The sequence below is a fragment of the Nostoc sp. C052 genome (assembly GCF_013393905.1).
GTDB lineage: Bacteria > Cyanobacteriota > Cyanobacteriia > Cyanobacteriales > Nostocaceae > Nostoc.
Genome location: NZ_CP040272.1, coordinates 6,007,184 through 6,032,479, shown reverse-complemented (window position 1 = coordinate 6,032,479; position 25,296 = coordinate 6,007,184). Strand labels below are relative to the sequence as shown.

At 41.3% G+C, this 25,296-nt stretch carries 22 protein-coding genes; 13 read left to right on the top strand and 9 right to left on the bottom strand.

Annotated elements, in window-relative coordinates; genetic code table 11:
• The first annotated feature begins 45 nt into the window (after positions 1–45).
• Positions 46–717, top strand: coding sequence for a pentapeptide repeat-containing protein (locus FD723_RS24930; RefSeq protein WP_179069274.1), 672 nt, complete (start codon positions 46–48; stop codon positions 715–717).
• Between the two features lie 464 nt (positions 718–1,181).
• Here the strand turns inward: FD723_RS24930 and FD723_RS24925 are convergent, their stop codons facing one another.
• Positions 1,182–2,867 (bottom strand): SulP family inorganic anion transporter, encoded by a 1,686-nt coding sequence (locus tag FD723_RS24925; protein WP_179067767.1) that lies wholly within the window; start codon positions 2,865–2,867, stop codon positions 1,182–1,184.
• Between the two features lie 323 nt (positions 2,868–3,190).
• Between FD723_RS24925 and FD723_RS24920 the strand changes: the two genes are divergently transcribed.
• From FD723_RS24920 to FD723_RS24895, 6 genes are all read left to right on the top strand, one after another.
• On the top strand, positions 3,191–4,039 hold the full coding sequence (locus FD723_RS24920) for an FAD-binding domain-containing protein (RefSeq protein ID WP_179067766.1): 849 nt from the start codon (positions 3,191–3,193) through the stop codon (positions 4,037–4,039).
• A gap of 245 nt (positions 4,040–4,284) precedes the next feature.
• Positions 4,285–4,704, top strand: a complete 420-nt coding sequence (locus FD723_RS24915; RefSeq protein ID WP_179067765.1) for a hypothetical protein — start codon at positions 4,285–4,287, stop codon at positions 4,702–4,704.
• A gap of 198 nt (positions 4,705–4,902) precedes the next feature.
• Positions 4,903–5,166 carry a J domain-containing protein gene (locus FD723_RS24910; protein WP_179067764.1) on the top strand — a complete coding sequence of 88 codons (264 nt, stop codon included), beginning with the start codon at positions 4,903–4,905 and terminating at the stop codon, positions 5,164–5,166.
• A gap of 700 nt (positions 5,167–5,866) precedes the next feature.
• The gene (locus tag FD723_RS24905) at positions 5,867–7,324 is read left to right on the top strand and encodes a glycoside hydrolase 100 family protein (RefSeq protein ID WP_179067763.1); all 1,458 of its coding nucleotides are present in this window, start codon (positions 5,867–5,869) and stop codon (positions 7,322–7,324) included.
• Between the two features lie 205 nt (positions 7,325–7,529).
• Positions 7,530–8,942, top strand: a complete 1,413-nt coding sequence (locus tag FD723_RS24900) for a 16S rRNA (cytosine(967)-C(5))-methyltransferase (RefSeq protein ID WP_179067762.1) — start codon at positions 7,530–7,532, stop codon at positions 8,940–8,942.
• Between the two features lie 57 nt (positions 8,943–8,999).
• Positions 9,000–9,422 carry a TerB family tellurite resistance protein gene (locus FD723_RS24895; protein ID WP_179067761.1) on the top strand — a complete coding sequence of 141 codons (423 nt, stop codon included), beginning with the start codon at positions 9,000–9,002 and terminating at the stop codon, positions 9,420–9,422.
• A 61-nt stretch (positions 9,423–9,483) separates the two neighbouring features.
• Here FD723_RS24895 and psb35 read toward each other — a convergent pair whose 3' ends face one another.
• Both psb35 and FD723_RS24885 read right to left on the bottom strand, forming a co-directional pair.
• Positions 9,484–9,714 (bottom strand): photosystem II assembly protein Psb35, encoded by a 231-nt coding sequence (gene psb35 / locus FD723_RS24890; RefSeq protein WP_179067760.1) that lies wholly within the window; start codon positions 9,712–9,714, stop codon positions 9,484–9,486.
• A gap of 243 nt (positions 9,715–9,957) precedes the next feature.
• Positions 9,958–12,204 carry a transglycosylase domain-containing protein gene (locus FD723_RS24885; protein WP_372743820.1) on the bottom strand — a complete coding sequence of 749 codons (2,247 nt, stop codon included), beginning with the start codon at positions 12,202–12,204 and terminating at the stop codon, positions 9,958–9,960.
• Between the two features lie 390 nt (positions 12,205–12,594).
• On the opposite strand from FD723_RS24885, the gene folK reads away from it, so the two are divergent.
• The 4 genes from folK (at position 12,595) to FD723_RS24865 (ending at position 15,586) form a co-directional block, all read left to right on the top strand.
• Positions 12,595–13,125, top strand: coding sequence for a 2-amino-4-hydroxy-6-hydroxymethyldihydropteridine diphosphokinase (gene folK / locus FD723_RS24880; RefSeq protein WP_179069273.1), 531 nt, complete (start codon positions 12,595–12,597; stop codon positions 13,123–13,125).
• A gap of 53 nt (positions 13,126–13,178) precedes the next feature.
• Positions 13,179–13,727, top strand: coding sequence for an NUDIX hydrolase (locus FD723_RS24875; protein ID WP_179067758.1), 549 nt, complete (start codon positions 13,179–13,181; stop codon positions 13,725–13,727).
• Positions 13,728–13,739: 12 nt separating this feature from the next.
• Positions 13,740–14,579, top strand: a complete 840-nt coding sequence (locus FD723_RS24870; RefSeq protein WP_179067757.1) for an ADP-ribosylglycohydrolase family protein — start codon at positions 13,740–13,742, stop codon at positions 14,577–14,579.
• 203 nt (positions 14,580–14,782) lie between these two features.
• Positions 14,783–15,586 carry a prohibitin family protein gene (locus FD723_RS24865; protein ID WP_179067756.1) on the top strand — a complete coding sequence of 268 codons (804 nt, stop codon included), beginning with the start codon at positions 14,783–14,785 and terminating at the stop codon, positions 15,584–15,586.
• Between the two features lie 121 nt (positions 15,587–15,707).
• Here the strand turns inward: FD723_RS24865 and FD723_RS24860 are convergent, their stop codons facing one another.
• Entirely contained in the window at positions 15,708–16,169 is a 462-nt protein-coding gene (locus FD723_RS24860) for a hypothetical protein (RefSeq protein ID WP_179067755.1), read from the bottom strand.
• A gap of 672 nt (positions 16,170–16,841) precedes the next feature.
• Here FD723_RS24860 and FD723_RS24855 point away from each other — a divergent pair.
• On the top strand, positions 16,842–17,114 hold the full coding sequence (locus FD723_RS24855) for a hypothetical protein (RefSeq protein WP_256874918.1): 273 nt from the start codon (positions 16,842–16,844) through the stop codon (positions 17,112–17,114).
• A gap of 82 nt (positions 17,115–17,196) precedes the next feature.
• Here the strand turns inward: FD723_RS24855 and FD723_RS24850 are convergent, their stop codons facing one another.
• Together FD723_RS24850 and FD723_RS24845 are read right to left on the bottom strand one after the other, a co-directional pair.
• A complete protein-coding gene (locus FD723_RS24850; RefSeq protein WP_179067754.1) occupies positions 17,197–17,775 on the bottom strand; it encodes a DUF1634 domain-containing protein in 579 nt (192 codons plus the stop codon).
• A gap of 1 nt (position 17,776) precedes the next feature.
• Positions 17,777–18,613: a sulfite exporter TauE/SafE family protein gene (locus tag FD723_RS24845; protein WP_179067753.1), complete on the bottom strand. Its 837-nt coding sequence runs from the start codon at positions 18,611–18,613 to the stop codon at positions 17,777–17,779.
• 980 nt (positions 18,614–19,593) lie between these two features.
• Here FD723_RS24845 and FD723_RS24840 point away from each other — a divergent pair.
• Positions 19,594–20,247 (top strand): hypothetical protein, encoded by a 654-nt coding sequence (locus FD723_RS24840; protein ID WP_179067752.1) that lies wholly within the window; start codon positions 19,594–19,596, stop codon positions 20,245–20,247.
• A gap of 444 nt (positions 20,248–20,691) precedes the next feature.
• Here FD723_RS24840 and miaB read toward each other — a convergent pair whose 3' ends face one another.
• From miaB to FD723_RS24825, 3 genes are all read right to left on the bottom strand, one after another.
• Entirely contained in the window at positions 20,692–22,059 is a 1,368-nt protein-coding gene (gene miaB / locus FD723_RS24835) for a tRNA (N6-isopentenyl adenosine(37)-C2)-methylthiotransferase MiaB (protein ID WP_179067751.1), read from the bottom strand.
• A 175-nt stretch (positions 22,060–22,234) separates the two neighbouring features.
• Complete coding sequence (locus FD723_RS24830) at positions 22,235–23,527, bottom strand: dihydroorotase (protein ID WP_179067750.1); 1,293 nt, start codon at positions 23,525–23,527, stop codon at positions 22,235–22,237.
• 174 nt (positions 23,528–23,701) lie between these two features.
• Positions 23,702–25,054: a histidine phosphatase family protein gene (locus FD723_RS24825; protein WP_179067749.1), complete on the bottom strand. Its 1,353-nt coding sequence runs from the start codon at positions 25,052–25,054 to the stop codon at positions 23,702–23,704.
• Positions 25,055–25,296: the final 242 nt, after the last annotated feature.

Here is a 25,296-nt window from a genome sequence, read left to right as displayed (position 1 = left end):
TATAAAAGCAAGCCCACCAATAGGAATCAGATTATGAAGGAACTAATGAATCAATCAAACTCTAAAAAATTAACTCAGTGGCTCGTAAAAGCAGTGTTTCTGGTAGTTGTAGCCGGATTTACTCTGCTTATCCAGCCCAGCGCTAGAGCGCAAACACTAACACCATCCATATCTGCGGAATCTGAACTAGCTCCAGTTGAATTGCCAATGGAGTCTGTAACCGCCCCAGTAATATCTCCAGTTGTACCCCCAATGGAGCCTCTGACAGCACCAGTAATATCTCCAGTTATACCCCCAATAGTCTCTGTAGCAGCAAACGTTAGACATTTATTACAAACCAATGAATGTGTTGGCTGTAACCTGACTGGCGCAATGTTAAAGGATGCAAACCTGCAAGCAGCAAACTTAGAAGGTGCAAACTTGCAAAATGCAGACTTAGAAAGGGCTAACTTGCAGCAAACAAACTTACAAGGAGCTAACTTTCAAGGAGCAGATTTAGGCAAGGTAAACCTTTGGGGAGCAAACCTGGTAGGAGCAAACCTATTTGATGCAGACCTAGAAAAAGCCAACCTCCTGGGAGCAAATCTGCAAACCGCTAACTTACAAAACGCAGACTTGGAAAATACAAATCTCACTAATGCAAACATCCAAGGAGCTAACCTGATGGGCGTTGATTTGCAAGATGCAATCAGACCAGAAGGATTCGCTATTCAGTAATTATCACATAGCTTAACTGTTGGGTTCCATGCCCGCCCGGAAATAAATTTCCGGGCTAATAGGCTAAAGTCTACTGAAGTAGACTGGAGATTTTTGGCGATATTTAGTCATCTTCAGATGACTTTATCTATGAGACGGGAATTTCAATTCCCGGCGGACAAGCGCTTTCGCGTTAAGTTGACACCAATGAGCAATCCTGTGCCCTTACGATTGTACAAATTGAATAACAAACATCAAAAGCCTGTATTCATAGCTGAATCGGCCTTTAATTAATTTGTAATTCGTAATAAATGTAGACACAAAGGTGTTTGCCGCAGGCTACCACAGAGACGCAGAGAACACAGAGAGAGGAGAAATAGAGAGGATATTTAAAAAGTATTTTTGGTAACATCAAAGCTTCTTCCCAGAGGGCTTTCTGGGATATTTGGTGACTTTTCAAACATCCTCTTAATGGCAAAATATTGTTAGTCAATTAATTCCATCAATTCTTTTGTTTTCAAATCAGCTGCTATCGGTTGAGAACATGCAATCTGAGGAGAGATAGAGCAAATAGCCTCAGTGGTTGTTTCAAAACAATTTGATAACCCAATTGTATTTAACAATCCTGTACGTTCTAGTAGTTGTTGGACTTCGGGTTGTAAACCTGTGAGAATTAAGCGGCAATTGTGCCGTTCCAAGTCGTGATAAATATCCTCTAAAGCTACTAACCCAGTTGTGTCCATATTTGGCACAAACCGCAACCTCAGAATTAAATATTTCACTTCCGGTTCATCGCGGAGGAAAGTAGCAAACCGTTCAGCAGCACCAAAAAATACGGGGCCATCTACCCGATAAACGGCGATTTCTTTACCTAATTCCAAAGGAGTACCAGGGGGAAATACTTCGGTTTCAGGTATTTTAACTAGGCTTAAATCGCTCATCCGTTTAATGAACAAGGCTCCGGCTGCAATCAATCCCACTTCGACAGCAAGAACTAAGTCAAACAAAATTGTCACTAGCCAAGTGAGAATCATTACAGCAAAGTCGGAGTAGGTAGCACGCATTAATAAACCAATGGCTTCCCACTCAATCATTCGCAGGCTAACCACCATGAGAATCCCAGCAAGTGCAGCTAAAGGAATCTGTGCTGCTAGGGGTGCTAAAGTTAAAACGATGATGGCTAAAGCAAGTCCATGAATTACCCCAGATAGTCGGGTTTTGCCGCCAGAACGGACATTCACAGCAGTCCGAGCGATCGCACCTGTGGCGGGAATGCCACCAAAAAATGGCACAATCATATTAGCCAAACCTTGACCAATTAATTCGCGATCGCTATTATGTTTCTCGCTGACTGTCATCCCATCAGCCACTACCGCCGATAACAAAGATTCAATACTTCCCAGTGCAGCTAAAGCCAAAGCCGGGTTAATTAGTTCTCGAATCACACTAAAATCATTCCAGTGGGGAATACCTTGAGGCATCGGTAAAGATTGAGGAATCGTGCCAATTGTTGGTACATTCAGATGGAAAGCAGAAGCGATCGCAGTTGCTAACACCAGTCCCACTAAAGAACCTGGTATTGTCGTATTGATTCTCGGCCATAAAACATTAGTTGCAATTACTACTACTGCCAAGGCAACTGCCGCCCAGTTTAAAGCTTCTACATGAGTTAAACTTTGCCACAGTCCCGGTAAAAAATGTTCGCTACGTGGTAATTTCAAACCAAAGAAATTATTTAACTGACCACAAAAAATAATCACGGCAATACCATTAGTAAAACCTGCCGTCACCGGATAGGGAATAAACTTTACTAACTGTCCAAGTTTGGCAACCCCCAAGGCAATCTGGATAATTCCAGCCATTACCCCAGCAATCCAAACTTTCTCAAGGCCGTACTTGGCGACAATTCCCACCAATACCACAGCCATTGCACCTGTTGGCCCTGTAATCTGTACTGACGAACCACCAAAAATTGCGGCGACAATTCCCGCCACAATCGCGGTGTAAAGTCCCGCTTTTGGTTCCACACCACTGGCTACCGCAAAGGCTAAAGCTAAAGGCAATGCTACCACTGCTGCTGTTAGTCCTCCCGTCAAATCGCCACGCAGTCCACCAAACAAGCGACTCAGACGCAAAAGTAGAGGTTCTTTGAGGATATCAGATGTTGCCATATCGTCATTTTCAACTCTTGTATACAATTTGTTGAAGCACACCCAAATGTTATTCCATCTTTTCGGTAGATTTCATCAGAGTTGTTGATAATTCCCCGATTGCGTATGGGTTTTGGTTCAAGTTCGCCTATTTGCTAATTCAAAGCGTAGGTTTGCTTGACATACTAAATATAGTATGTATATAAAAGTTGGCGATCGCTACAGAGTTCTTTAGCAGGGAAAAAATTCTCTCATAAGGTTGAGAGCGATCGCTTATATTTATCCGCAATAATAAATTAACTTATAGGTTTTTTGTTTATTTATTCCCACCCTTCAAAGTTCACATGACTAAAGATATGCAACGCGAATTTACCAACCGCGATGATTTATTAGCTTATCTGCGCGAACAATTTCCAGGTGCAGCAGAACGCGATGGACACATCAGCGAAACAGTCGGGGGACACAAAGCCGCACAAAAAACGCTGCAAAAAATTGACCCAGTTCGCTACGCCCAAACACGTAATTTCTTCACAGGTGCAGTCACGCGACTTTCGCCTTATATTCGTTATGGAGTTTTGAGTTTGCGAGAAATTCGAGATTATGTCCAAAACTCGGTACAACACCAAGATGATGCGACGAAACTAATTAACGAGTTAGGTTGGCGCGACTACTGGCAACGGTTGTATATAAAGTTAGGGAATGAAATCTGGAAAGACCAGGAAGAGTATAAAACTGGTTACACTGTGGGCGAATATGCACCCGAATTACCGCAAGATATCAGAGAAGGAACCAGTGGCAGAGTTTGCATCGACAGCTTTAGCCGTGATTTGAGAGAAACTGGCTATCTACATAATCACGCACGAATGTGGCTAGCAGCTTACATTGTCCATTGGCGGCGTATTCGTTGGCAAACAGGAGCCAAGTGGTTTCTTGAACACCTTTTAGATGGAGATCCTGCTAGTAATAATATGTCATGGCAGTGGGTTGCTAGCACTTTTAGTCATAAACCGTATTTTTTCAACCGTGAGAATTTAGAACGCTACACCAAAGGCGTTTATTGCCAAAAATGTCCGCTTTCTGGTCATTGTGATTTTGAAGGCAGTTATGAAGAATTAGAACAGCGACTTTTTCCCAAAGGCGAATTTAGCAAACAAGCTAACAGCCAAAGTTGGCAGCGTGGAAAGAAGAAGTAGGGGAGCAGGGAGAGTAGGGGAGGACAAGGGTGACAAGGAAGAGAATAATGACAATTGACATCCTCACCGCCGTGAACGCACTCTTAAGAAGGAGTAATGAGTAACAAGTAATAAGTAATGAGTAAATACCCATTTTTCATCCATTCATTACTCATTACTCCTTACTTTAAAGCCGTGCTGGAAACACGGGGTTTTAAACCCATTTTTCTGATAACAAATGACAAATGACAAATGACAAATGACAAATGACAAAATCAATTGTTTGGATACATGGAGACTGCCTTAGTCCAAATAATCCCGCATTACAAAAATACCCCGATGCGCCAGCTATTTGGGTTTGGGACGAGGCTTTGATAGAAGAATGGCAATTGAGTCTCAAACGCATCGCTTTTATCTACGAATGTTTGTTAGAGTTGCCCGTTGTTATTCGTCGTGGCAATGTGGCACAAGAAATTTTAGCTTTTGCTCAAGAACATGATGCGAATTTAGTTGTCACAGCCAATAGTCCCAGTCCCCGGTTTAATGATATCTGTAATCAAATGGAGCCTTCTATAGCAGTAGAAGTGCTAGAGGTAGAACCATTTTTTGACTATGACGGCTATATTGACCTGAAACGGTTCTCACGCTATTGGAAAGTGGCTCAAAATTATATTCCCTCACCCTAAGTCTTTCTCCCAATTTGGGAGAAGGGGTTGGGGCAATACGCTTGGGTTAAGGCTAAAAACCTTAGGACTTACGCATTGACAGACATGAATCAATTCGCAATTCGCAATTAAACTAAGCCCGACAGTAGGGGTGGGGTTTCTACCTACCTTGAGACAGAAAGATTTTTTCTCTACGAGACGCTACCGCAAACGCGCCACTTGCTGGCGTTCAGTCCTGATGGTAAAACACTGGTAAGTGGCGGTAATGGCGGAAGCATCCAGATTTGGAATGAATTTACTCTCGACTCTGGATTATCTGGGGAATGGTGGGAAGTCTTGGGCGTAAATCAGAGCGATCGCCCCAATGTTGTTAAAATTGCCTACCGTCGATTAGCAAGATTGTATCATCCTGATGTTAATAGTTCTGCGATCGCAAAAGCCTCAATGCAAGCAATTAATCAGGCTTATAAAGAATTCCAGTAGCAGATAACATGAAGTTAGCAGTTTATCGATGCTAGTCAAAATATGAATAATATTTGAGGAGATAAGCTGTTGCACCTTTAATTTGCACTAATATTTTTCCAATATGATTGTGAGGTGGGCAACATGAGTGCCCTGATAATGCAAGTTGTATACGTAACAGCTTAGTGTTATGTAATATTTAACCCTTGAGATGTATTGACATATTAAGTTTTTCGAGAATTCATCTTGCATATTCTGAAAAAAAGTTATAAGTTATTAGATAATAGGGGAATAATCTGACTTCTTAGTGTCAAAAACTAATCCTGATCAAGTAAATATACTGTAACCAGTTTTAACTTCACACAAACCCTAAACAGCACTGAAGATATGTTTTTGTTTGTTAAAGTAAAGATTCCAGGTATACAACGGAACAATAAATAATCTAAGAATATATCTTGTGTGACTGTTTTTAAGAATCATGTTACTACTTGCGGTGGAGAGCAACAACGATAATTCACCAAAATAGTAATAGATTATCAGCAATTAGCTAACAATAAAGTTGCATAAATTTCAGCAGATTTATTCCTTGTTAGTTGATTAAATTTTCTCCCAATTATATTTGCTATTCAAGGAATCGTTTTTGTTATGCTGAGAATAGCAAAAATAATAAATAAAGACGCATCTACCACAAATTTACAACCAAAATGGAGTTATTCTGGCGATGCACCTAAACGAATTGGAAACTACTGAAAATTCAAAAGAAGTCGAAGAGGCCTGGCAAGCACTAGAAAAATCAATTCTCTATTATCAAGGTCGCCCTGTGGGGACAGTAGCGGCTTATGATGCCTCTGTAGAGGCGCTCAATTACGATCAGTGCTTTGTCCGGGATTTTGTCTCTTCTGCTCTAATTTTTCTGATTAAAGGTAGAACAGATATTGTTCGTAATTTCTTAGAAGAAACCTTAAAGTTACAGCCTAAAGAAAAGGCATTAGATGCCTATAAGCCAGGACGAGGATTAATCCCAGCTAGCTTTAAAGTGATATCAGAAAATGGGCAAGAATATTTAGAAGCAGACTTTGGCGAACATGCGATCGCTAGAGTTACACCGGTAGATTCTTGTCTATGGTGGATTATTTTATTGCGTGCTTATGTCGTCGCCACAGAAGATTTTTCTCTGGCCTATCAACCTGAATTCCAAAGTGGGATTAGGTTGATCATGGAAATCTGCTTGGCGAATCGTTTTGATATGTACCCAACGCTGTTGGTTCCAGATGGTGCTTGTATGATTGACCGTCGTATGGGCATTTATGGGCATCCTCTAGAACTACAAGTCCTTTTCTACACAGCATTACGTGCATCTCGTGAACTGCTAATTTGTCAAGGAAATTATGATATTGTTGCAGCCATTGATAACCGATTGCCTCTTTTATGCGCTCATATCCGTCAGCATTATTGGATAGATATTAATCGTCTGAATGCAATTTACCGCTTCAAAAGTGAAGAATATGGCAAGGGTGCTGTTAATCTGTTCAATATATATGTAGATTCTGTTCCCTATTATGAATTAGATAAGTGGTTGCCCAAAAAAGGTGGTTATCTAGCAGGTAATGTTGGGCCGTCACAGCTAGATACTCGTTTCTTTTCACTCGGAAACTTAATGGCAATCATTTCTGACTTAGCCACCGAAGAACAGTCACAAGCAATTATGACTCTCATTGAGGAACGATGGGATGACTTGGTGGGAGATATGCCAATGAAAATTTGTTTCCCCGCTTTAGAACATGAAGAATACAGGATTGTAACTGGATGCGATCCTAAAAATATACCTTGGTCTTACCATAATGCTGGTAGTTGGCCAGTTTTAATGTGGATGTTGGCAGCTGCGGCTGTGAAAACTAACAAAACAAGTCTTGCACAAAAAGCGATTGAAATTGCCCAACCACGTCTCCTTGAAGATGAATGGCCAGAATATTACGACGGTAAGAAAGGGCGACTAATTGGGAAACAAGCTAGGAAATATCAAACTTGGACAATTACTGGGTTCTTATTAGCAAAAGAGCTGATGGCAAACCCAACATACTTACCATTAATCAGCTTTGGAAAATTACCGGCAGAACAGGTTTCTAGAGCGTGTGAATTTGAAATTGCCAGTGTAGTAGACCCGTACATGTCTCGATAGGGAAGTTATTCAATTTTGGATTTTAGATTTTGGATTTTAAATTTTTCCTTCAATCCAAATTCAAATCTAAAATTGATAGAGTTAGGAGCTATTCAATTTTGGATTTTAAATTTTTCTTGAATCCAAAATTGAAAATCTAAAATCTAAAATTGGCAGAGTTAGGAGTTAGAATACAAAAGCCTTCTGACTCCTGAATCAAGTTTCCATGATAAACCCCCGTCAACTAGCTTTTATCGCCCTGCGAGATGTTCATAAGGGGGCTTATGCTGATGTTGCCCTAGATAGAGTACTACAAAAAGTTGATTTGGCTGATTGCGATCGCCGCTTGGTGACAGAATTGGTTTATGGGAGCGTCAGAAGGCAACGCACTCTCGATACTCTTATCGATCAACTCGCTAAAAAGAAATCTCATCAACAGCCCCAAGACCTCCGCACCATCTTACATCTGGGTTTTTACCAGCTGCGTTATCAAGAGCGTATTCCCGCCTCAGCTGCCGTTAATACCACAGTCCAACTCGCTAAAGAAAACGGTTTTTCTGGACTCACAGGTTTTGTTAACGGTCTATTGCGCCAGTATCTCAGACAAGCAGAGGGGCAGAGGGGCAGAGAAGCAGAGGAGAAAGATTCTTTGTTACTTCCCCAATCCCCAATCCCCCATTTTGATCCATTACAACTTCCAGAAAACCCAGTGGAACGCTTGGGCATTTTACACAGCTTTCCTGACTGGATTATTCAAGTTTGGCTAGAACAATTGGGTTTAGACGACACAGAAAAACTATGTGAATGGATGAACCAATCACCAACAATTGATTTACGCATCAACCCTCTTCGTACTTCTATTGAAGAAGTTGAGATGGCGTTGCTATCTGCTGGTGTTTTGGTGAAACGAATTCCTTTTTTACCCCAAGCTTTACGATTAATTGGTAGTGCTGGATCAATTCAAAAACTACCGGGTTTCACAGAGGGTTGGTGGACTGTACAAGATAGTAGCGCTCAATTAGTAGGACATTTGCTCGACCCCCAACCAGGTGAGGTGGTAATTGATGTTTGTGCTGCACCAGGAGGGAAAACAACCCACATCGCTGAGTTAATGGGGGATAAGGGTAAAATTTGGGCTTGCGATCGCACTTCTTCTCGTCTTCGCAAACTCCAAGAAAATTCTCAACGGCTGAATTTACAATCTATTCAGATTTACACCGGCGACAGTCGTCATTTTACCCAATTTCAAAACACCGCAGACCGCGTATTACTCGATGCTCCATGTTCCGGTTTGGGAACTATGCACCGTCATGCTGATGCGCGTTGGCGACAGACACCAAAATCTGTCCAAGAACTTTCGGTGCTGCAACAAGAATTAATAACACATACATCGAATTTTGTCAAGCCTGGTGGTGTACTAGTTTATGCCACCTGTACACTGCATCCAGCAGAAAATGAACAAGTAATTTCGGCATTTTTAGCTAAGTCACCTGATTGGCAAATTGAGTCTCCCAAAGGTCTTGAGTTACCTGATTCTGCCCAGATCGCGCCACAAGGATGGTTTAAGGTCTGGCCCCATCGACAGGACATGGATGGGTTTTTTATGGTGCGCTTAAGAAAAACCAATAATTCCGAATGAATACTGTTTGGGATTGTACGATTTGGTGGAGGCCTGAATCTACCAGAGGAGGCAGCAATGGTTTCCCCTTCCAATGTGAAAAACTTAGTAAAAATCCTGATTGGAGCAGCCTGGATCGATGGCAGAATCCAGCCAGAAGAACGGCAATATCTCCGCGAAATAGCTCAAGCAAAAGGTTTAGCTAACGACCCAGAAATTAAGCCTTGGCTGTACGAATTAGTTCCTGTGCAGCCAAAAGAATGCTATGAGTGGGTGCGGGAGTATTTAGGCGATCGCCCCAGCCTTGAAGATTGTGAAAATCTAATTGAAGCCATCAGTGGCTTAATTTATAGCGATGGCGAAGTGGCCGTCGAAGAAGCCAGACTCCTGACGGAATTGCAGGATATAGCAAAGCCGAATGAGTCAACTCAACCGGCTCATACTGCGCTTCTCAAACAAATTCAAAAGCTTTACCGTCGTTGGGTTGAAGTGCAAAACTAATCATAGTCAAAAGTCAAAAGTCTAATAACTAATGACCAATGACCAATGACCAATGACTAAATTATGACTTCGGTTCACCCAGACCCGGAGTTTCTTCTTTATCAATCTTAGGTACAAAATCAGGACGCTCTTTGCTTTCCCAACCTGCGGGGCGTTTCGAGTTGTACCAAGCTATTGACCCAATAGTGACAGCAGCAACAAAACCAACAACATACACCAAGGTAAAAGCCACGGGAAAATGAGGACCAGCATCTATAGCTGGTGCTGCTGTTTGCATAAAAAATAAATGCATGATTATATTCTCCAAGGTTAGGTAACACTACTTAACACACTATAAGATGAGCGTATCACCTAACATCCCCCCGAAGTTGAGTTTTGGGAAAAGGTTAAAGGTTAAAGGGTAAAGGTTAAAGGGTAAAGGGTAAAGGGTAAAGGATAAAGGTTAAAGGTTTTTTCTTTCCCCTTTCCCATTCCCTTTTTTCCGTTAACCGAAAAGTATTGCCCCTCTGCCTCTTTTCAATGCAAATCCACAACCTCAATCCTTAGGAGGTCTAAGTCTATCCCGCCAGCTAGGCTGTGGCGATGAAGAACCTGAAGAACCGGAACTATTGCTAGGAGACGACTCTGGCCGAGTTCTTCGAGGCGAGGGAGAATCTGATTCTACTCTTCGCCGCCGTGGGGTAGATGATTCCCCTGAAGAGTTACTAGAATTTGATTCGCTGCGATCGCGCCTTCTCCGTCTTGGGGTAGAATCGCTTGATTGCTGTTCATCTTGAGAATAGCTCCTCCGGTTTCTCCGTCTTTGAGATGAACCACTATCCTCAGAATTTCTAGCACTTTCCCCTTCTGAGTCATCATCAGAGGCAATAGAACGATTCACCACTTGCTTGGGTTTAATGGACTGGGCTTTGATTGTGCCTTTGCGACCTTCTAATTTGGGTCGTTTGGGAAACTTTTCTACTGGCATCCCCTCTACCGCTTTTTCCATAAATTCGTGCCAGGTGTAAGCGGCACTACTACTACTACCATCTGTAGGACGGTTATCATCGTTACCTAGCCAGACTCCTGTCACCATCTGGGGAATGTAGCCAATAAACCATAAATCGCGGGCTTCGTCTGAGGTACCGGTCTTGCCTGCAACTGGTCTATTATCTAATTGGGCAGCACCACCAGTTCCCGCCTCGACAACGTTGCGTAGCATCCAAGTCATGATGGCGGCACTGTCAGCGTCAAGGGCCCGTTTTGACTTGAAATTAGCTGACCAGATTACTTTGCCTTGGCGGTTGAGGATGCGGGTAATACCATGAGGTTCTGTGTGCAATCCAAGAGTCGCAAAACTACCATAAGCGCTGGTCAACTCTAGTAGATTGACTTCATTTGAGCCAAGAGCCAAAGAGTAGGTGGGCTTGAGTTCAGATTTTATCCCCATATCATGGGCAAGTTTTATCGTGGGCGTAAATCCCACATCAATCAACACCTTCACCGCAATAATATTAACAGAGCGGGTGAGGGCATCCCTCATGTTCATTGAACCGTGGAAGTTTTCACTATAGTTTTTCGGTTCATAGCCGTCTACGACAAAGGGCGAATCCTCATAGCTATCGTAGGGGCTTTTACCGCTAGCGATCGCAGTTGCATATACAAACCCTTTAAATGTCGATCCTGGCTGCCGTTGTGCCTGAGTAACCCGATTAAACTGGTTTTTACCAAAGTCTTTTCCCCCCACCATTGCCTTAATTTCACCGTTGCGGGGGTCTATGGCTACCATTGCTGCTTGCTTAAAGTTTTCCCAGCGTCCTTGATTTCGTAACGTTTTCCCAACTGCTTCTTCTGCAATTTTTTGCCAACTTGGGTTGAGCGTGGTTTCTACTACTAGACCCCCACTTTTTAGGACATTAGCAGAAACATACTTCGGCAATTCTTTTTGAATGTAGCTGGTAAAGTAGGGTGATTCTACTTGGACTCGTTTGGGTAAACTGCTTTTAAGGGTTAATGGCTCCTGGATAGCTGCTTGCCTTTGTTCTGGGGTAATAACTCCATCTTCTTGCATCCGTAATAATACTAAGTTACGCCGCCGGATTGCCGCTTCGGGATTTTTGTCGGGAGCGTACAAGCTAGGAGCAGGAGCTAATCCCGCAATCGTTGCCATTTCTGCTAGAGAAAGTTGGTCTGGCGACTTACTAAAATATACCCAGGCTGCATCTGCCACACCGTAAGCTCCAGATCCCAAATAAACCAGATTCAGGTAACGCTCTAGAATCTGATCTTTGGTTAATTCTTGCTCCAGTTTTTGGGCTAGGCGGACTTCCTTGAGTTTGCGCCAGATTGTCTGTTCTTGTTTCAAAAACAGAATCCGTGTTAGTTGTTGGGTGATGGTGCTACCACCTTCTACCACACCTTGCGATCGCAAATTATTCAAACCTGCTCTCACAATCCCTTGCGGATCGACTCCGTTGTGTTGCTTAAATCTTCTATCTTCTGAGGCGATGAAAGCTTTTTTTAAATTATCTGGTATTTGTTCCAGCTTTAGCTGTTCTCTGGTTGCTTCACCTTGTTGTTGTAATATGCTGCCATCAGCAGCTTTAATGGTCAGTGTTTGCTCTCTGAGTACGGCATTCAACTCGGACTGATCTGGCAAAGTCCGATCTATTGAATTGATGACGTAGATCAAGGCGACTATTCCACCACCTACACCCAAGCCTGCCCAAAACCAGATGCGGCGGTAGAATGGTTTACCGCCAGTTGCCCTATTGGCCCTCATCCTAGATGGTAAAATTTTCATTTTGCTCGGTAACTGCCTCGTCTGCGCCAGATTTGCTGGTGGTAAGCTCTCATTTGTTCCTCCTTGTCCAGAGTCACTCAAATTAGTTGGTCTTCGCTTGAACCAGGAGGTTAGCTTCCCCACGTCAGTTCCTCGCTCAAAGTAGTAACTATATAACCAACCATCAATCAGCTTTGGGGTTATAGCACTACCTTTGTGTTAGTATAATATCCCATAAATTAATTAACTAAATTCATCATAAAAATAATGTTTTTTAGATTTGATTAATTTAGTTTTGTAAAAATGCTGGCAATTTTGATATTAGCAATATAACTATTGACATTTCCTGAAACAGGTGCAGCAAAGTATCCCCAAAGACAGCCCGAAATCAGCTTACTTCAGGAGAGTCAGATGCCTATTGCTAGCTACGCCAAAGCAAAACCCAGACGTAGCGCCATCGCCCTTGGTAGTAATATCGGCGATTCCCAGACAGTTTTAGAAGCAGCAGTAGAGATTTTAGCCCAAACGCCAGGTATTCTCTTAGAAGCCAGATCCAACTGGTATCAAACCAAAGCTGTAGGGCCACCACAGCCAGATTACCTCAATGGCTGCGTCACATTGCAGGTAGAAATTCTACCCCAGCAGTTATTAGAAATTTTGTTAGGGATTGAACAACAATTTGGGCGTGTGCGTCAGGAACGCTGGGGACCACGCATCCTAGATTTAGATTTGTTATTATATGATGACATTGTGATGGATACGCCAAATCTCCAGATTCCCCACCCACGAATGCGGGATCGGGCCTTTGTGTTAGTACCACTAGCAGAAATTGCGCCAGATTGGCTAGAACCAGTTTCCGGGTGTGTTATTAAAGAACTGCTGAAAGAGGTAGACTGTTCAGATGTACATTTATGGGTGGGCAATAAAAATTACCATCCTTAAAGGTAGAAGAACGCTGATTTTGCCTCTGTATTCACAGATAATCAGATTTTAATATGCCATTAGGTAGAGAATTACCACAACTACTAAGACAACGCCTGTTTTATAAAGGACGCAAGTTTGATTTTGAAGTTAATCGCTTGCGTTTGCCGAATAAATCAGAAGGAGAATGGGAATGTATTCGTCACCCTGGTGGTGCCCTAGCTGTGCCAGTGACAGCAGAAGGTAAACTTGTGCTGGTGCGCCAGTATCGTTTTGCAATTCAGGGACGGATATTAGAATTTCCGGCGGGGACAGTGGAAGTAAATGAACAGCCTTTAGAAACAATACAGCGTGAAATCGCTGAAGAAACTGGCTATAGTGCCCAAAAATGGGATAAATTAGGCGAATTTTTCCTAGCTCCCGGCTATTCTGATGAAATTATCTATGCTTTTCTGGCGCGAGATTTAGAAAAGCTGGAGACACCACCACCACAAGATGGAGACGAGGATATCGAAACTGTGTTTTTGACTCCCGAAGAATTAGAAAAAGCTATTCTGGAGGGAGAGCCGGTAGATGCTAAATCTGTTTCTAGCTTTTTTCTGGCGCGTCCGTTTTTAATTTAATACTCTTTCCTTATGCTGCTAGAGTTAGCGATCGCAGATGCTTACGGTGCAGGCTTTGAATACGCAGATGAGATGATCGTTAACAACGACTTGAGTCGATACGTCGAACATCCGCGTTTTCGACTCATTCCTGGCAGCTATACTGATGACACCCAGATGAGCATTGCCATTGCAGAAGTGATTGTTGCTCAAACACCGTGGACGCCAGAAGTTTTAGCCGATAGTTTTGTTAGAGCCTTCAAGCGTGATGAGAGAGAGGGTTATTCTAGAAATTTCTACCATTTTCTGGGAGAAATTCAGGATGGGGAAGAGTTTTTAACGAAAATTAACCCTGATAGTGACAAAAGCGGTGGGGCGATGCGTGCAGCACCCATTGGCATCTATCCGACACCAGAAAAAGTCATTGAGGCGGCAACAATTCAAGCCGCAATTACCCACAATACACCCGATGGGATTAATGCTGCCGTTGCAGCTGCCTTAATGTCACATTATTTTATCTATCGACTGGGAGCAAAGCGCAAATTAGGACTATTTCTAGAAGGTTATGTATCTGGTGAATGGTCTAAACCGTGGGAAGGTAAGGTAAAGTCCAAAGGCTGGATGAGTGTTAGAGCCGCGATTACTGCGGTGATGCGAAATGACACTATGAGCGAACTTTTACAAGATTGTATCGCTTTTACCGGGGATGTGGATACCGTAGGTGCGATCGCTCTAGCTGCTGGTTCTTGTAGCGAAGAAATTACTCAAGACATTCCCGATCATCTTGTCATAGGGTTAGAGAATGGAGCTTACGGTAGAGATTACCTCATCCAACTAGATAAGCAGCTAATGAGTTTAGTCAAAAACTCGTAGTCATCGCGTCTAGCCCTTTGAGATGACATTTAATTACATCTACCTACTTAGCGCTTCTCATTTGAATGAGAAGCGTTATTTGTTACCTTGGCTAGAGTGACATAGAAATTGACTTAGAGTCAAAGTTGTAAGAGCATGACAGGAAGAAGCTCATAACTCATAAATATGTGTCTTTATGCCATACACATATATATTTCATACAGATGAGAAAAATTACAACTTTTAACAGTGCTGGTAAACTAACTGCTCTTTTGTTCCTGATAACTCTCTTCCTGACGCCTTGTGTGATTGTCAATGCAGGTGAACGCGGCGTATTGATGAAATTTGGCGAAGTACAAAACCAAATATTAGGAGAAGGACTCCACTTAATTATTCCTGTAGTCAACACCGTGAAAAAGTTGAGTATTCGAGTCCAAAAACAAGAAATTTCGGCTGAGGCTTCTTCCAAAGATTTACAAAATGTTTTCGCTGATGTCGCTCTTAATTGGCATATTATTCCGCAGGAAGTAAATGTTATTTTTCAAGAAATTGGAGATGAGCAAAATGTAGTCATTCGGATTATTAACCCAGCAGTAGAAGAAGTAATAAAAGCAGTCATAGCAAAGTATACTGCTGAAGAAATTATTACTAAACGAGGAGAAGTCAAAAGTGGAGTAGATGAGGCATTATCCACACGACTGGGTAGCTATCATGTTGCAGTTGATGATATTTCTCTAGTTCATGTTCATTTTTCAGAACGATTTGATGAGGCGGTAGAGGCGAAGCAGATTGCTGAACAAGAAGCAAAACGAGCAGAGTTTATCGCACTGAAAGCAACAAGACAGGCTGAGGCTAAAGTTAATTTAGCTAAAGGTGAGGCTGAGGCAAACAGATTATTACGTGATGGTTTAACTCCAGAAATTCTGCAAAGGCAAGCAATCGAAAAATGGAATGGGAAGCTACCATTAATTGTCAGTAAAGAGTCTCCAAAATTCTTGAATTTAAGTGAACTTTTAAAATTTAATTGAAAGTAATCTTCGTTGTTCGTAACTCATGCACAAATTGATATATTTGCTACAGAAAAATTGTAGGAGCGCACATTAGTATGCTCCTACAACCCATACCCTTCTAAAAAAGCAATCAACTAAATTAACTGTTGGAGAATAAAATAGGTACATCAAGAATCTTCAACTGGATCAATAGTACGATCAACAGCGTATAAACTGTTGAGGAAATTAGACCTGTGAATAATTCTTTTTTGAGATTATGCTCTTGAGGTTCTTTTTGAAAAATTTCCTTAGAACCAAACTGCATCAATAAAATCCCCACAATATTAGAGAGCCAGTATCCGATAATTGAAGCAGGTAGAAGTAATTTTGGTGAAAAGAAACTACATACATACCCAAAACCATAAGCTATTGGCAGATTAAATAGTAAGTCATTCCACCAACATAGTGGTGACAATAAATATCCCAGTACTATTAAAAATCCACCTCTGAGTTTTTTGAAAATATCTTTTTTGAACTCTTTTGGATTAGACGGTTGCACCTTCTCTAGCTCTGTGTCTTCTGTTAGATTCAATTCTTGACTAACGTTTTGGACGCTTTCCATAAAAATCCACTATTCCTCTGATCTTAGTGTAGTTTAATATATAAACTAAATTAAAGTCTAGTATCAGGAGTTATAATATTTTCGATTTTTAATGCTGAAAGCCTTATAATTGCACAGTCTCAGCAAAATAATAAAAAGTAGAATTGAGGTTTAAATCAAATGCAACTTGAGAATATCTGATTTAAACTAGATAAAATGTTTGAAAAGTCTTCTTATTGGTAGCAAAATATTCTATATCCCCCCAAATCTCTCTATAAATCAATACGCTTGGGTTAAGGGCTACTGGCAACAATTTTGGGTTTTATAGACGCGATAAATCGCCGTCTATACAAATGTTTTGGGCTTATCTGAACTGTATCGCTCTATAAATTGGGGGACTTTGATTCCGATTACACGCTATTTAGGAAACCTGAGTAAAATATAAAATTTGATACACTATTGAGACAATCAACATTTATTTATCGCTCAATAAGTTTTAAAATTAGAATATATCTTGATCCGATTATAGCACACGATGATATCCAACACCGATACTACAATAGCCAGAGCTTTCTTCCTTTGGGAGTAGGTAGATGTGGAGTAGCAAAATTTTTATATTCTTACATATAGCATGGGCAGAAATTTGAACTAATAATAGCTACAATAAAATTACTGAGGCATCTTAATCGGAAAATGACAGACTTAACTCCAAATAGCAACTTTTTAATAGCAGGAATTGTTTTTATAACAATTGCTGTAATCGGGAAATCTAAATTAGCTTTTATTGAAATCAATCCTGGTTTTTTTGGCAGACTTTTGGCCCTAATTATTGGGACTTCGAGTCTATTATATGCTTTGGGATTGCTCAATTTTTCAGTCGGAAATCTGGATTTATTAAGAACTTCTCTGACAGAACAAATAAAACAGAGCGTAGGTTCAATTAACGAGCTTTTGCAAGGTTCATAAATCAGTCAGAAAAATTTATTCCTGGCGTCAGATCAAGGGTTAAGGGGGAAATATTGAGTTTAGTCCTTTAACCCTTATATTACTAATAATATGCTCCGACAAGACTATAAGTTAGACTAGCCATTACTAGTAAAGTAACAATCACATAAATAAATTCTCGCTGTAGTAAAAAAGTTAATAGGGAAATAAAAACGCGCAAAATTGGAGTCGCAATTAGTAGTAGCAGCCCGAGTTGAATAATGCCGCGTAGGCGTAGCCCGCTATAGGCATTGCTACTTGATAAAACTACTTTTACTACACCTACAGGTGAGCGAAATTCCGATGGTTCTCCTCGAAAAAAGCGATATTCCGCAGGTTCAGCACCGTGATTAATCAAGTAGAGTATACCCCCTAATAAAACCACAGCACTAGCTATCAAAACTCCATATTTCATGAGGTTACTGAGCAAATATTCTAATTGCTGCTCGCTTAATGTTTTGATGATGTTATTGTTAACATCAATTTCAGCTTCATTAGGCAATTGTGCTACTGTATTAGTGTTTTGTTCTTTTAATTTTTCGATATTAGAGTCTGGATCTTCTTGCGGTAAAGTTAGTGTAACCACTTCACTATTTGGTTGTGCTAGTAATGGCCAACGAAAGCTATTATTAAATTTATACATTTTACAGCCCCCCTATTAAACTGTTGTAGACCATCTTCAAAGCCATTACCACCAGCACAACACTGAAGATAATTCTTAAAATCTGCGTTTTAGCGCCTGTCAATACTCGTGCGCCTAAGAAAGCGCCAGGTAATACCCCCAACATCACCGGCATAGATAATCCTGGATCGATGTAGCCTCGTGCTAGGTAAACTCCAGTTGATGCTGCTGCTGTCACGCCAATCATAAAATTGCTGGTGGTGGTAGAAACTTTGAAGGGTAGACGCATAGTTTGATCCATCGCCAATACCTTGAATCCCCCAGAACCAATACCAAGTAACCCGGAAAGTACCCCAGCTATTAACATCACACCAAATCCCATTGGTACTGAATGAACTTGGTAAGACATTACTCCCTCTGGAGTTGGATAACTACTATTCAGTTTGAGATAATTTGCGATCGGATCTATTACTTCATCTTCAGCGTGTTCTATTCTGGGTCGTTGTGAAAGGTATGCTGAATAAATCAGGACGATCGCTAGCACGATAGTTAGGGCTTTTACAGAAACAAAAGTAGCGATCATTGCTCCTGCGATCGCACCAATGGTTGTTGCTACTTCTAAAAACATTCCCAATCGCAAATTAGTATAGCCTTTTTTAATATAAGTAGATGCTGCACCCAAAGAAGTAGCGATTACAGATACAAGTGAAGCACCGACGGCGTATCGAATATCAACGCCAAATACCGAAGTTAATAAGGGAACAATTACTACTCCACCCCCTAGCCCAGTTAGCGCCCCTAAGAAGCCAGCGCTAAATGAACCAATCCAAATAAGTAATGAAAATTCTAAAGTAGTCAAATTTAATTCCTCTTTTTTTACATGTATATCAAGATGCCAAAATATTTTTTGTATTATTTAAAACTTAATCGATATTTTTACTACTGACTACAGATATAGCTGTTTAAATCGTGTGTCATACCCTAATGCTTGGATATTTAAGAGTCAGAAGCCAAAAGAAACTTGAATGCCTAACTTCTCATTCAAAAGCCTCATTAAGTTCATAAAAGTGTAAAGATTAAATCAATACTAGAGACTGGTATTGTCGTAGGTGCAATTAATTACAGCAAGAGATTGCACCAGCACTTCCGAGAAGCAAAGACAATCTAGTTTTAAACCATAATGGGATAACTTTTTTTCATTAAGCAAGTTTTGACCTTTGCAATGGCGCATATCTCGATGGAGATATAGGGAATTATGTGTTATATTTTTTGAGTAAATTTTATTTTTTCTTGACTAGTCTCTGACTGATACTTACAGATATCAATATATCTCTAACTTAATGCATATATCTTTGGTTGTATTTCTAAAGATATATTTAATGCTACCCGATGTATTTCCTAGAATCAAGTATTAGTAAAAATCTAATCTTACTTTTTATTCACAAAGATAAAATTGCGTGCAGGAATTAAACATATAGGAATACTTCAAATTTATCTTCATCAATGAAGATCACTGTAAACACTTAAATGCTTGCAAAAATCAATACATACAAACGTCTAAGTTATTCAAATTTAATCTTAATAAAAACATATTTAGAGAATTTTACGTAACAACCTTACTTAAAAAATAAGTGTATTAAATTAAATCAGCCAAAGGTAATACTTCCAAAATATAGTTGAAATGATAGGGTAAAAATTAAAATTTATGATCAAGAAAACCGAATTATTATTGCAGGCATTTTTTACATAAATTCAATATTTAACATTAGTTACAATATTGACGATACTCTTTAAATATCCAGCTATGGGCTGCAATTTGTAAAAGATTGGGACAAAAACATGAAAAACTTCAGATACATTTTGATGGTAGTTGTATTATTCGCAAGCTTAGTATTTGCTGAACCTTCCTTAGCCGATCGCCCGAAATATAGCAAAAACCCTGATTACATAACACTGATTCAACAATTGAATAATTTGAAAACGGCGGAAAAAACACAAACTCAATTAGAGGGCTATACGCCAGAGCAAATCGACCAGAAAATCAACGAGTTAGAGTTGCAACAATATGCTTTTGAGTCAGGAATCGACTGGGGTCAATGTAGTAATCAAACAGGAAAAACTCTAGCCATCTACGGTCCAGAACCAAATATTGAGGATGATGAATATTCTGAGGGGGCTGCACTATATTTTCTGGGTAATGGCCAGACAACTAAAGATCGATGGAATTGTAAGGGAGTTTATCTACCCAATGACGCTAAAGCCTTGACTGTGGGAATAAATGAACAAGGCACAGAATTACCGGGTGGTTTTGTAATTAAGGTTCCGAATGGAACTAACTTAGTTTTGAAGACAAATCCAGATAGTGGGGTGATTGAATTCAATCAAGCTGGTACTAAAATCTTGAAAAGTGGCGAAGTGAATTGGTTTGTCCCGAACGTATCGCAAGACGTTGTAGATGCACGAGTGATTAATGCACCTACCAAGAATCTCTAGTTACACGCCATTTCTGAATCAACATATCGCACTAGGACTGGTGACAAGGAAAAAGTGGTCTGAATCCCTGAATAATTTTCCCAGTAAAGAGTCCCTAATCCCCAGTCCCTTTTTCAACTAATATTTTAACGTGAGTTCGACGAACCTCTCCCTGCCTTGAACTAAAGTTCCAGTCTGTCCCTCTCCAACTCGGAGAGGGACGGTTTTGCGTAGTAAAACCTTCTCAGAGGTTTTTTGATTGAGCAAATTGGGTAGATATTATATGAGCAATCGAATTCACGTTATTTTAGGTGTACTAGTAGTTCGCCAAGTGAACTTGGCGGGGTAAGGGAAAAGGGGTTTAAATCTCTTACCCTTTTCCCTTTCCCCAGTCCTCACAAGCGCATTTTTGGGTTGGCAAACTACTAGGGATATTTGCCAATCTTAAAGAAGTATTTCAACTAGTTATGCCTGCAAAACGGTTTGCCTCACTTCAACTGGTTCACCCGTCAAACTAAAAGGGCGAACTTCGGTAATTTTTACCTTCACTAATTGCCCTTGGAGTTCTTTGATATTGCCACTAAAAAAGGTCAAACGATTACCACCAGTGCGTCCCATCACTTGGCTTTGATCCTTAGGATTTTGGTCTTCTACTAAAACTTCTTCAATGCGTCCAAAGTAACGTTGCGATCGCTCTGCTACTTTCAAGTTTCCTAAATGATTGAGCCGTTGGAGGCGATCGCTTTTTATTTCTTCACTCAGTTGATTATCCCACAAAGCGGCTGGTGTCCCTGGACGCGGCGAATATGCTGCCGTATTCAACATATCAAAGCCAATATCTTCCACCAGTTTGAGGGTATTTTCAAACTGTGCTTCTGTCTCCCCAGGAAAACCGACAATGGCATCGGCACTAATGGAGGCATCTGGCATATACCGCCGAATGGTATCGATAATCCGGCGATATTTCTCATGGGTATAACCCCGTGCCATCGCCTTTAAAAGTTCATTATCCCCAGATTGAAAGGGAATGTGGAAGTGTTTGCACACCTTGGGCAATTCAGCACAAGCCTGAATTAATCTCTCAGTAAAATAACGGGGGTGACTAGTTGCAAATCTTAGCCTTTCAATACCCGGCACATCATGGACGTAATAAAGCAAATCTGTAAAGTTGTTCAGATGCCGACCTTCTGGTGTCACTCCAGGTAAATCTCTGCCGTAAGCATCAATATTTTGACCGAGTAGAGTAATTTCTTTGTAACCTTGCCGTCCTAATTCTTCCATTTCAGCCCGAATAGCTGACGGTGTGCGAGATTGTTCGACACCTCGCACATTGGGAACTACGCAATAGGTACAGCGTTCGTTACAGCCGTAAATCACATTTACCCAAGCAGTTACTTTGCTATCTCGTCGCGGTTGGGTAATATCTTCAATAATGTGAACTGGCTCAGTTGCTACAACTTGGTTGCCTTCAAACACCGACTCCAGCAAATCTTTCAGACGGTTGGCATGTTGTGGCCCCATTACCAAATCTAATTCTGGCACTCGCCGCAACAGCGCTTCTCCTTCTTGCTGGGCAACACAACCAGCCACGATGAGGGTTAAATCTGGCTGTTCATGTTTGCGCTTTGCTTGTCTGCCCAGGTAAGAATATACTTTTTGTTCCGCATTATCCCGAATTGTGCAGGTATTGTAGAGAATTACATCTGCGTTATTTGGGTCTTGACACCACTCAAAGCCCATTTCTTCCAAGACGCCAGCCATGCGCTCTGAGTCAGCTTTATTCATCTGACAACCGAAAGTAGTGATGTGATATTGGCGTTTAGAAGAGGTCATGGGCAATTCTGCTTAATCAGCGTAATGTATTATAAACTTTATTTCTATTCTACTGGAGTCATAAAAGTAGAATTACGATTTACAAATTACGTTAGCGACGCGCAAAGCGAGTCCGTGTACCCTTACAGGGAAGCAAGCTACGCTTTTAGGGCGTCATTACGAATTACAAATTATTTCAGCACCAAGTTTGCACAACACGACCCTTTAACTGTTGTCCTAACCAAGGTGTATTTTGTGAAAGTGTATAAAGACTCTTCCGTTCGACTTTCCAGGTTTGCTGGGGATTAAATAAAGTAAGTTCTGCTGGTTGATGAGGTAGAATCGCACTTACTTTCTGCCCTAAACACTCTGCTGGACTGGCACTCAATGCCCGCCATAATTCTAAAGCTGTAAATTCTTCAGTTTCAACGAGATATTGCCACAGCAAAGGTAATGCTAACTCCAAACCAATCGCCCCGGCTGGTGCTTCGGCAAAGGCTTGGACTTTTTCTTCATAGCTGTAGGGTGTGTGGTCAATAGCGATCGCATCAATTACACCTGCACGTACTCCGGCACGTAACGCCACCAGATCACGAGAATTACCTAAAGGTGGGTCTAAATGCAAGCTAGTGTGATAACTCTTAACTGCTTTTGTATCTAGTAAAAGGTGCATCCAGGTGGTGCTAGCGGTGATTGGTAAACCAGCCGCCTTAGCTGAGGCGATTAATTCCACGCTGCGAGCGGTGGAAACGCGCATAATATGGACTGGTGTACCAATTGCTGCAACCAATTCAAGCATAGCTGCGATCGCAGTTGTTTCAGCGCTGGCGGGTATTGGCGGTAAACCGAAACGGAGAGCATCTGACCCTTCTCTCATTACACCATTTGCTGTTAACTGGCGATCGCTAGGCCAAAACGCTACTGGTTTCCCCAACGGCTGGAGGTACTCTAACACTCCTCGCACCAACGCCAAATTTTCTAACGGCTTACCATCTGTAAAACCAACAACTCCAGCCGCCGCTAAATCTGCCAATTCCGTCATTTGCTTCCCAGCAACATCTAGGGTGATAGCACCCCAGATATGAAGCAGGGGGAGACGAGAAGACAAGGGAGAAAAAGTGCCCCCTTGTCCCCCTTCTCCCTCTCTCCTCTTCTGCTGCAACTGCGCCACAAGTGCAGGGTTATCAATAACCGGGTATGTATCGGGTAAAATGCTAACTCTGGTAAAGCCGCCAGCAGCAGCAGCTTGTAAAAAAGACGAAAGAGTTTCCCGTTCTTCAAAGCCAGGCTCTCCAGAGTGGCTGTACAAATCCACCAACCCAGGGCCAAGAACTAATCCCTGACAATCTCTGATTTTAGTATCAGAACTAATATCAGAAATATGCGAAGCTACTGCTTTGATATAACCATCAGTAATCAATACATCAAAGAGTTCATCAATTTCAGAAACCGGATCAATCACCCGTACTTTTTGCAGCAGTTCCATCATAATTTTTTTAGTTAGGAGTTAAAAATAAAGTTAGGAGTTAGAAGTTACAAGTTATGAGTTAAGATTTACCAGTTATTTGTCCCTTGCTCATCATTTTTAACTTTATTCATAACTCATAATTTTTCACTTTTAACTTAACTCCTCACTCATTACTCATTACTCATTACTCATTACTCACAACGCCCCCGCTGCTGTTTTATCTAGTACGCCTCCACCCAAGTGAGTGGTGATGTTCATCGCTTGCAAAACTGGTAAACCATCGATTCCAGAAGGATAGTCAATAACACTGACTGCGCCATTACCCTGGCGAAAATTCCAGAAATTTTCCAGCGATAAGCCCAGAATGTGACAAAGCAGAGTTTTGTTAGTAGCGTCATGAGCTACTACTAATACAGTTTTGAATTCATTATTTAATGCGGCTTGTACAATTGATTGCCAAGCAACAACGCTGCGTTCCCACACCTGTTGCAAATTTTCTCCTTCGGGCATTTGCACTTCGGCTGGTACTAGTCGCCAGCGTTGTAACTCTCCTGGAAACTCCTGCTCTATCTCGGTTTCTAATTTTCCTTCCCAAAGTCCATGACTGATTTCTCTTAAACCATCTTGCAACTCTAACTTTACATTCGGATGTTGTTTTAAAATAATCTCTGCTGTTTCTTTAGGACGCAACATTGTGCTGCTTACAGCAAAATCAATTGCTACCTTTTGGAGAAATTCGCCTGCTTTTTGTGACTGTTGTCTACCGTTGTCGTTGAGGGGGACATCAATTTGTCCTTGAAACCTAGTTTGGCGATTCCAGTCAGTTTCGCCGTGACGCACCAGCAACAATCGTACTCCTTGATGATCCGGTCGCAATGAGGGTAAAGATTCTCCGGTGTGTTGCGTCTGATTTAAGGATTCTAGCTGGACTGGTTCGCCCAACCCCCCAGCAAAATTTAATACAGTGATGCCACAGTTAGATTGCTGTATTGAGTGATAGCGACTGGGAGAAATTCCTAGTGCTGTGCTAATCAGGGCGCGATTAATTCCGTTATGTCCCACAATCAGAATAGTTTCGCCTTGATGGTGAGACAAAGTTTCTTGCCAAAACTGCCTTGCTTGTTCGTATAAAGCAAGAACGGGATAATGTTCTCTTGTTCCCTGTGCATCATTAAGCAACATCCGCAGTTCGTCTGGGCGTTGATGCCAAGTGCGATAGTCTTCGGCAAATTTCTGCTTGACTTCAGAAGTCAGCAGTGCTTCCCATAAAGGTAGGTCAATTTCTAAGAGTAAATTAGAAACTTGGAGTACAGCAGATTGTTCAGCATGATTAGCTAACTCACTATGGATAATATCTGCTGTGTGCTTTGCTCGTTGCAAAGGACTGCTGTAAATTGCATTAAATAAGATATTGCTGAGGGCTTTGCCTACTTTACTGGCATCGTTACGACCTTTTTCGGTTAATGTTGACGCATCAGTGCGTCCTTGGATACGCCGCTCGGTATTATAACCACTTTGACCGTGGCGCACAATGATGACACGAGTCATCTCAAAGCCCTCCTCTATCTTGACGATTAATTTTACTGCAAAATGATTGCATAATTATCGATTCAAGAAGGTGGATTGAGTCAGGTGCAAAACTTTATTCTCGGATGAAAGGTTGGATGGTCGGCAAAAACCGCCATTGTGTTAACGATATTTTCTAAATAAAACTATAATCTAATACGCTTAGGTTAAGGGCTACTGGCAACAATTTTAGGTTTTCTAGACGCGATAAATCGCATACTGTT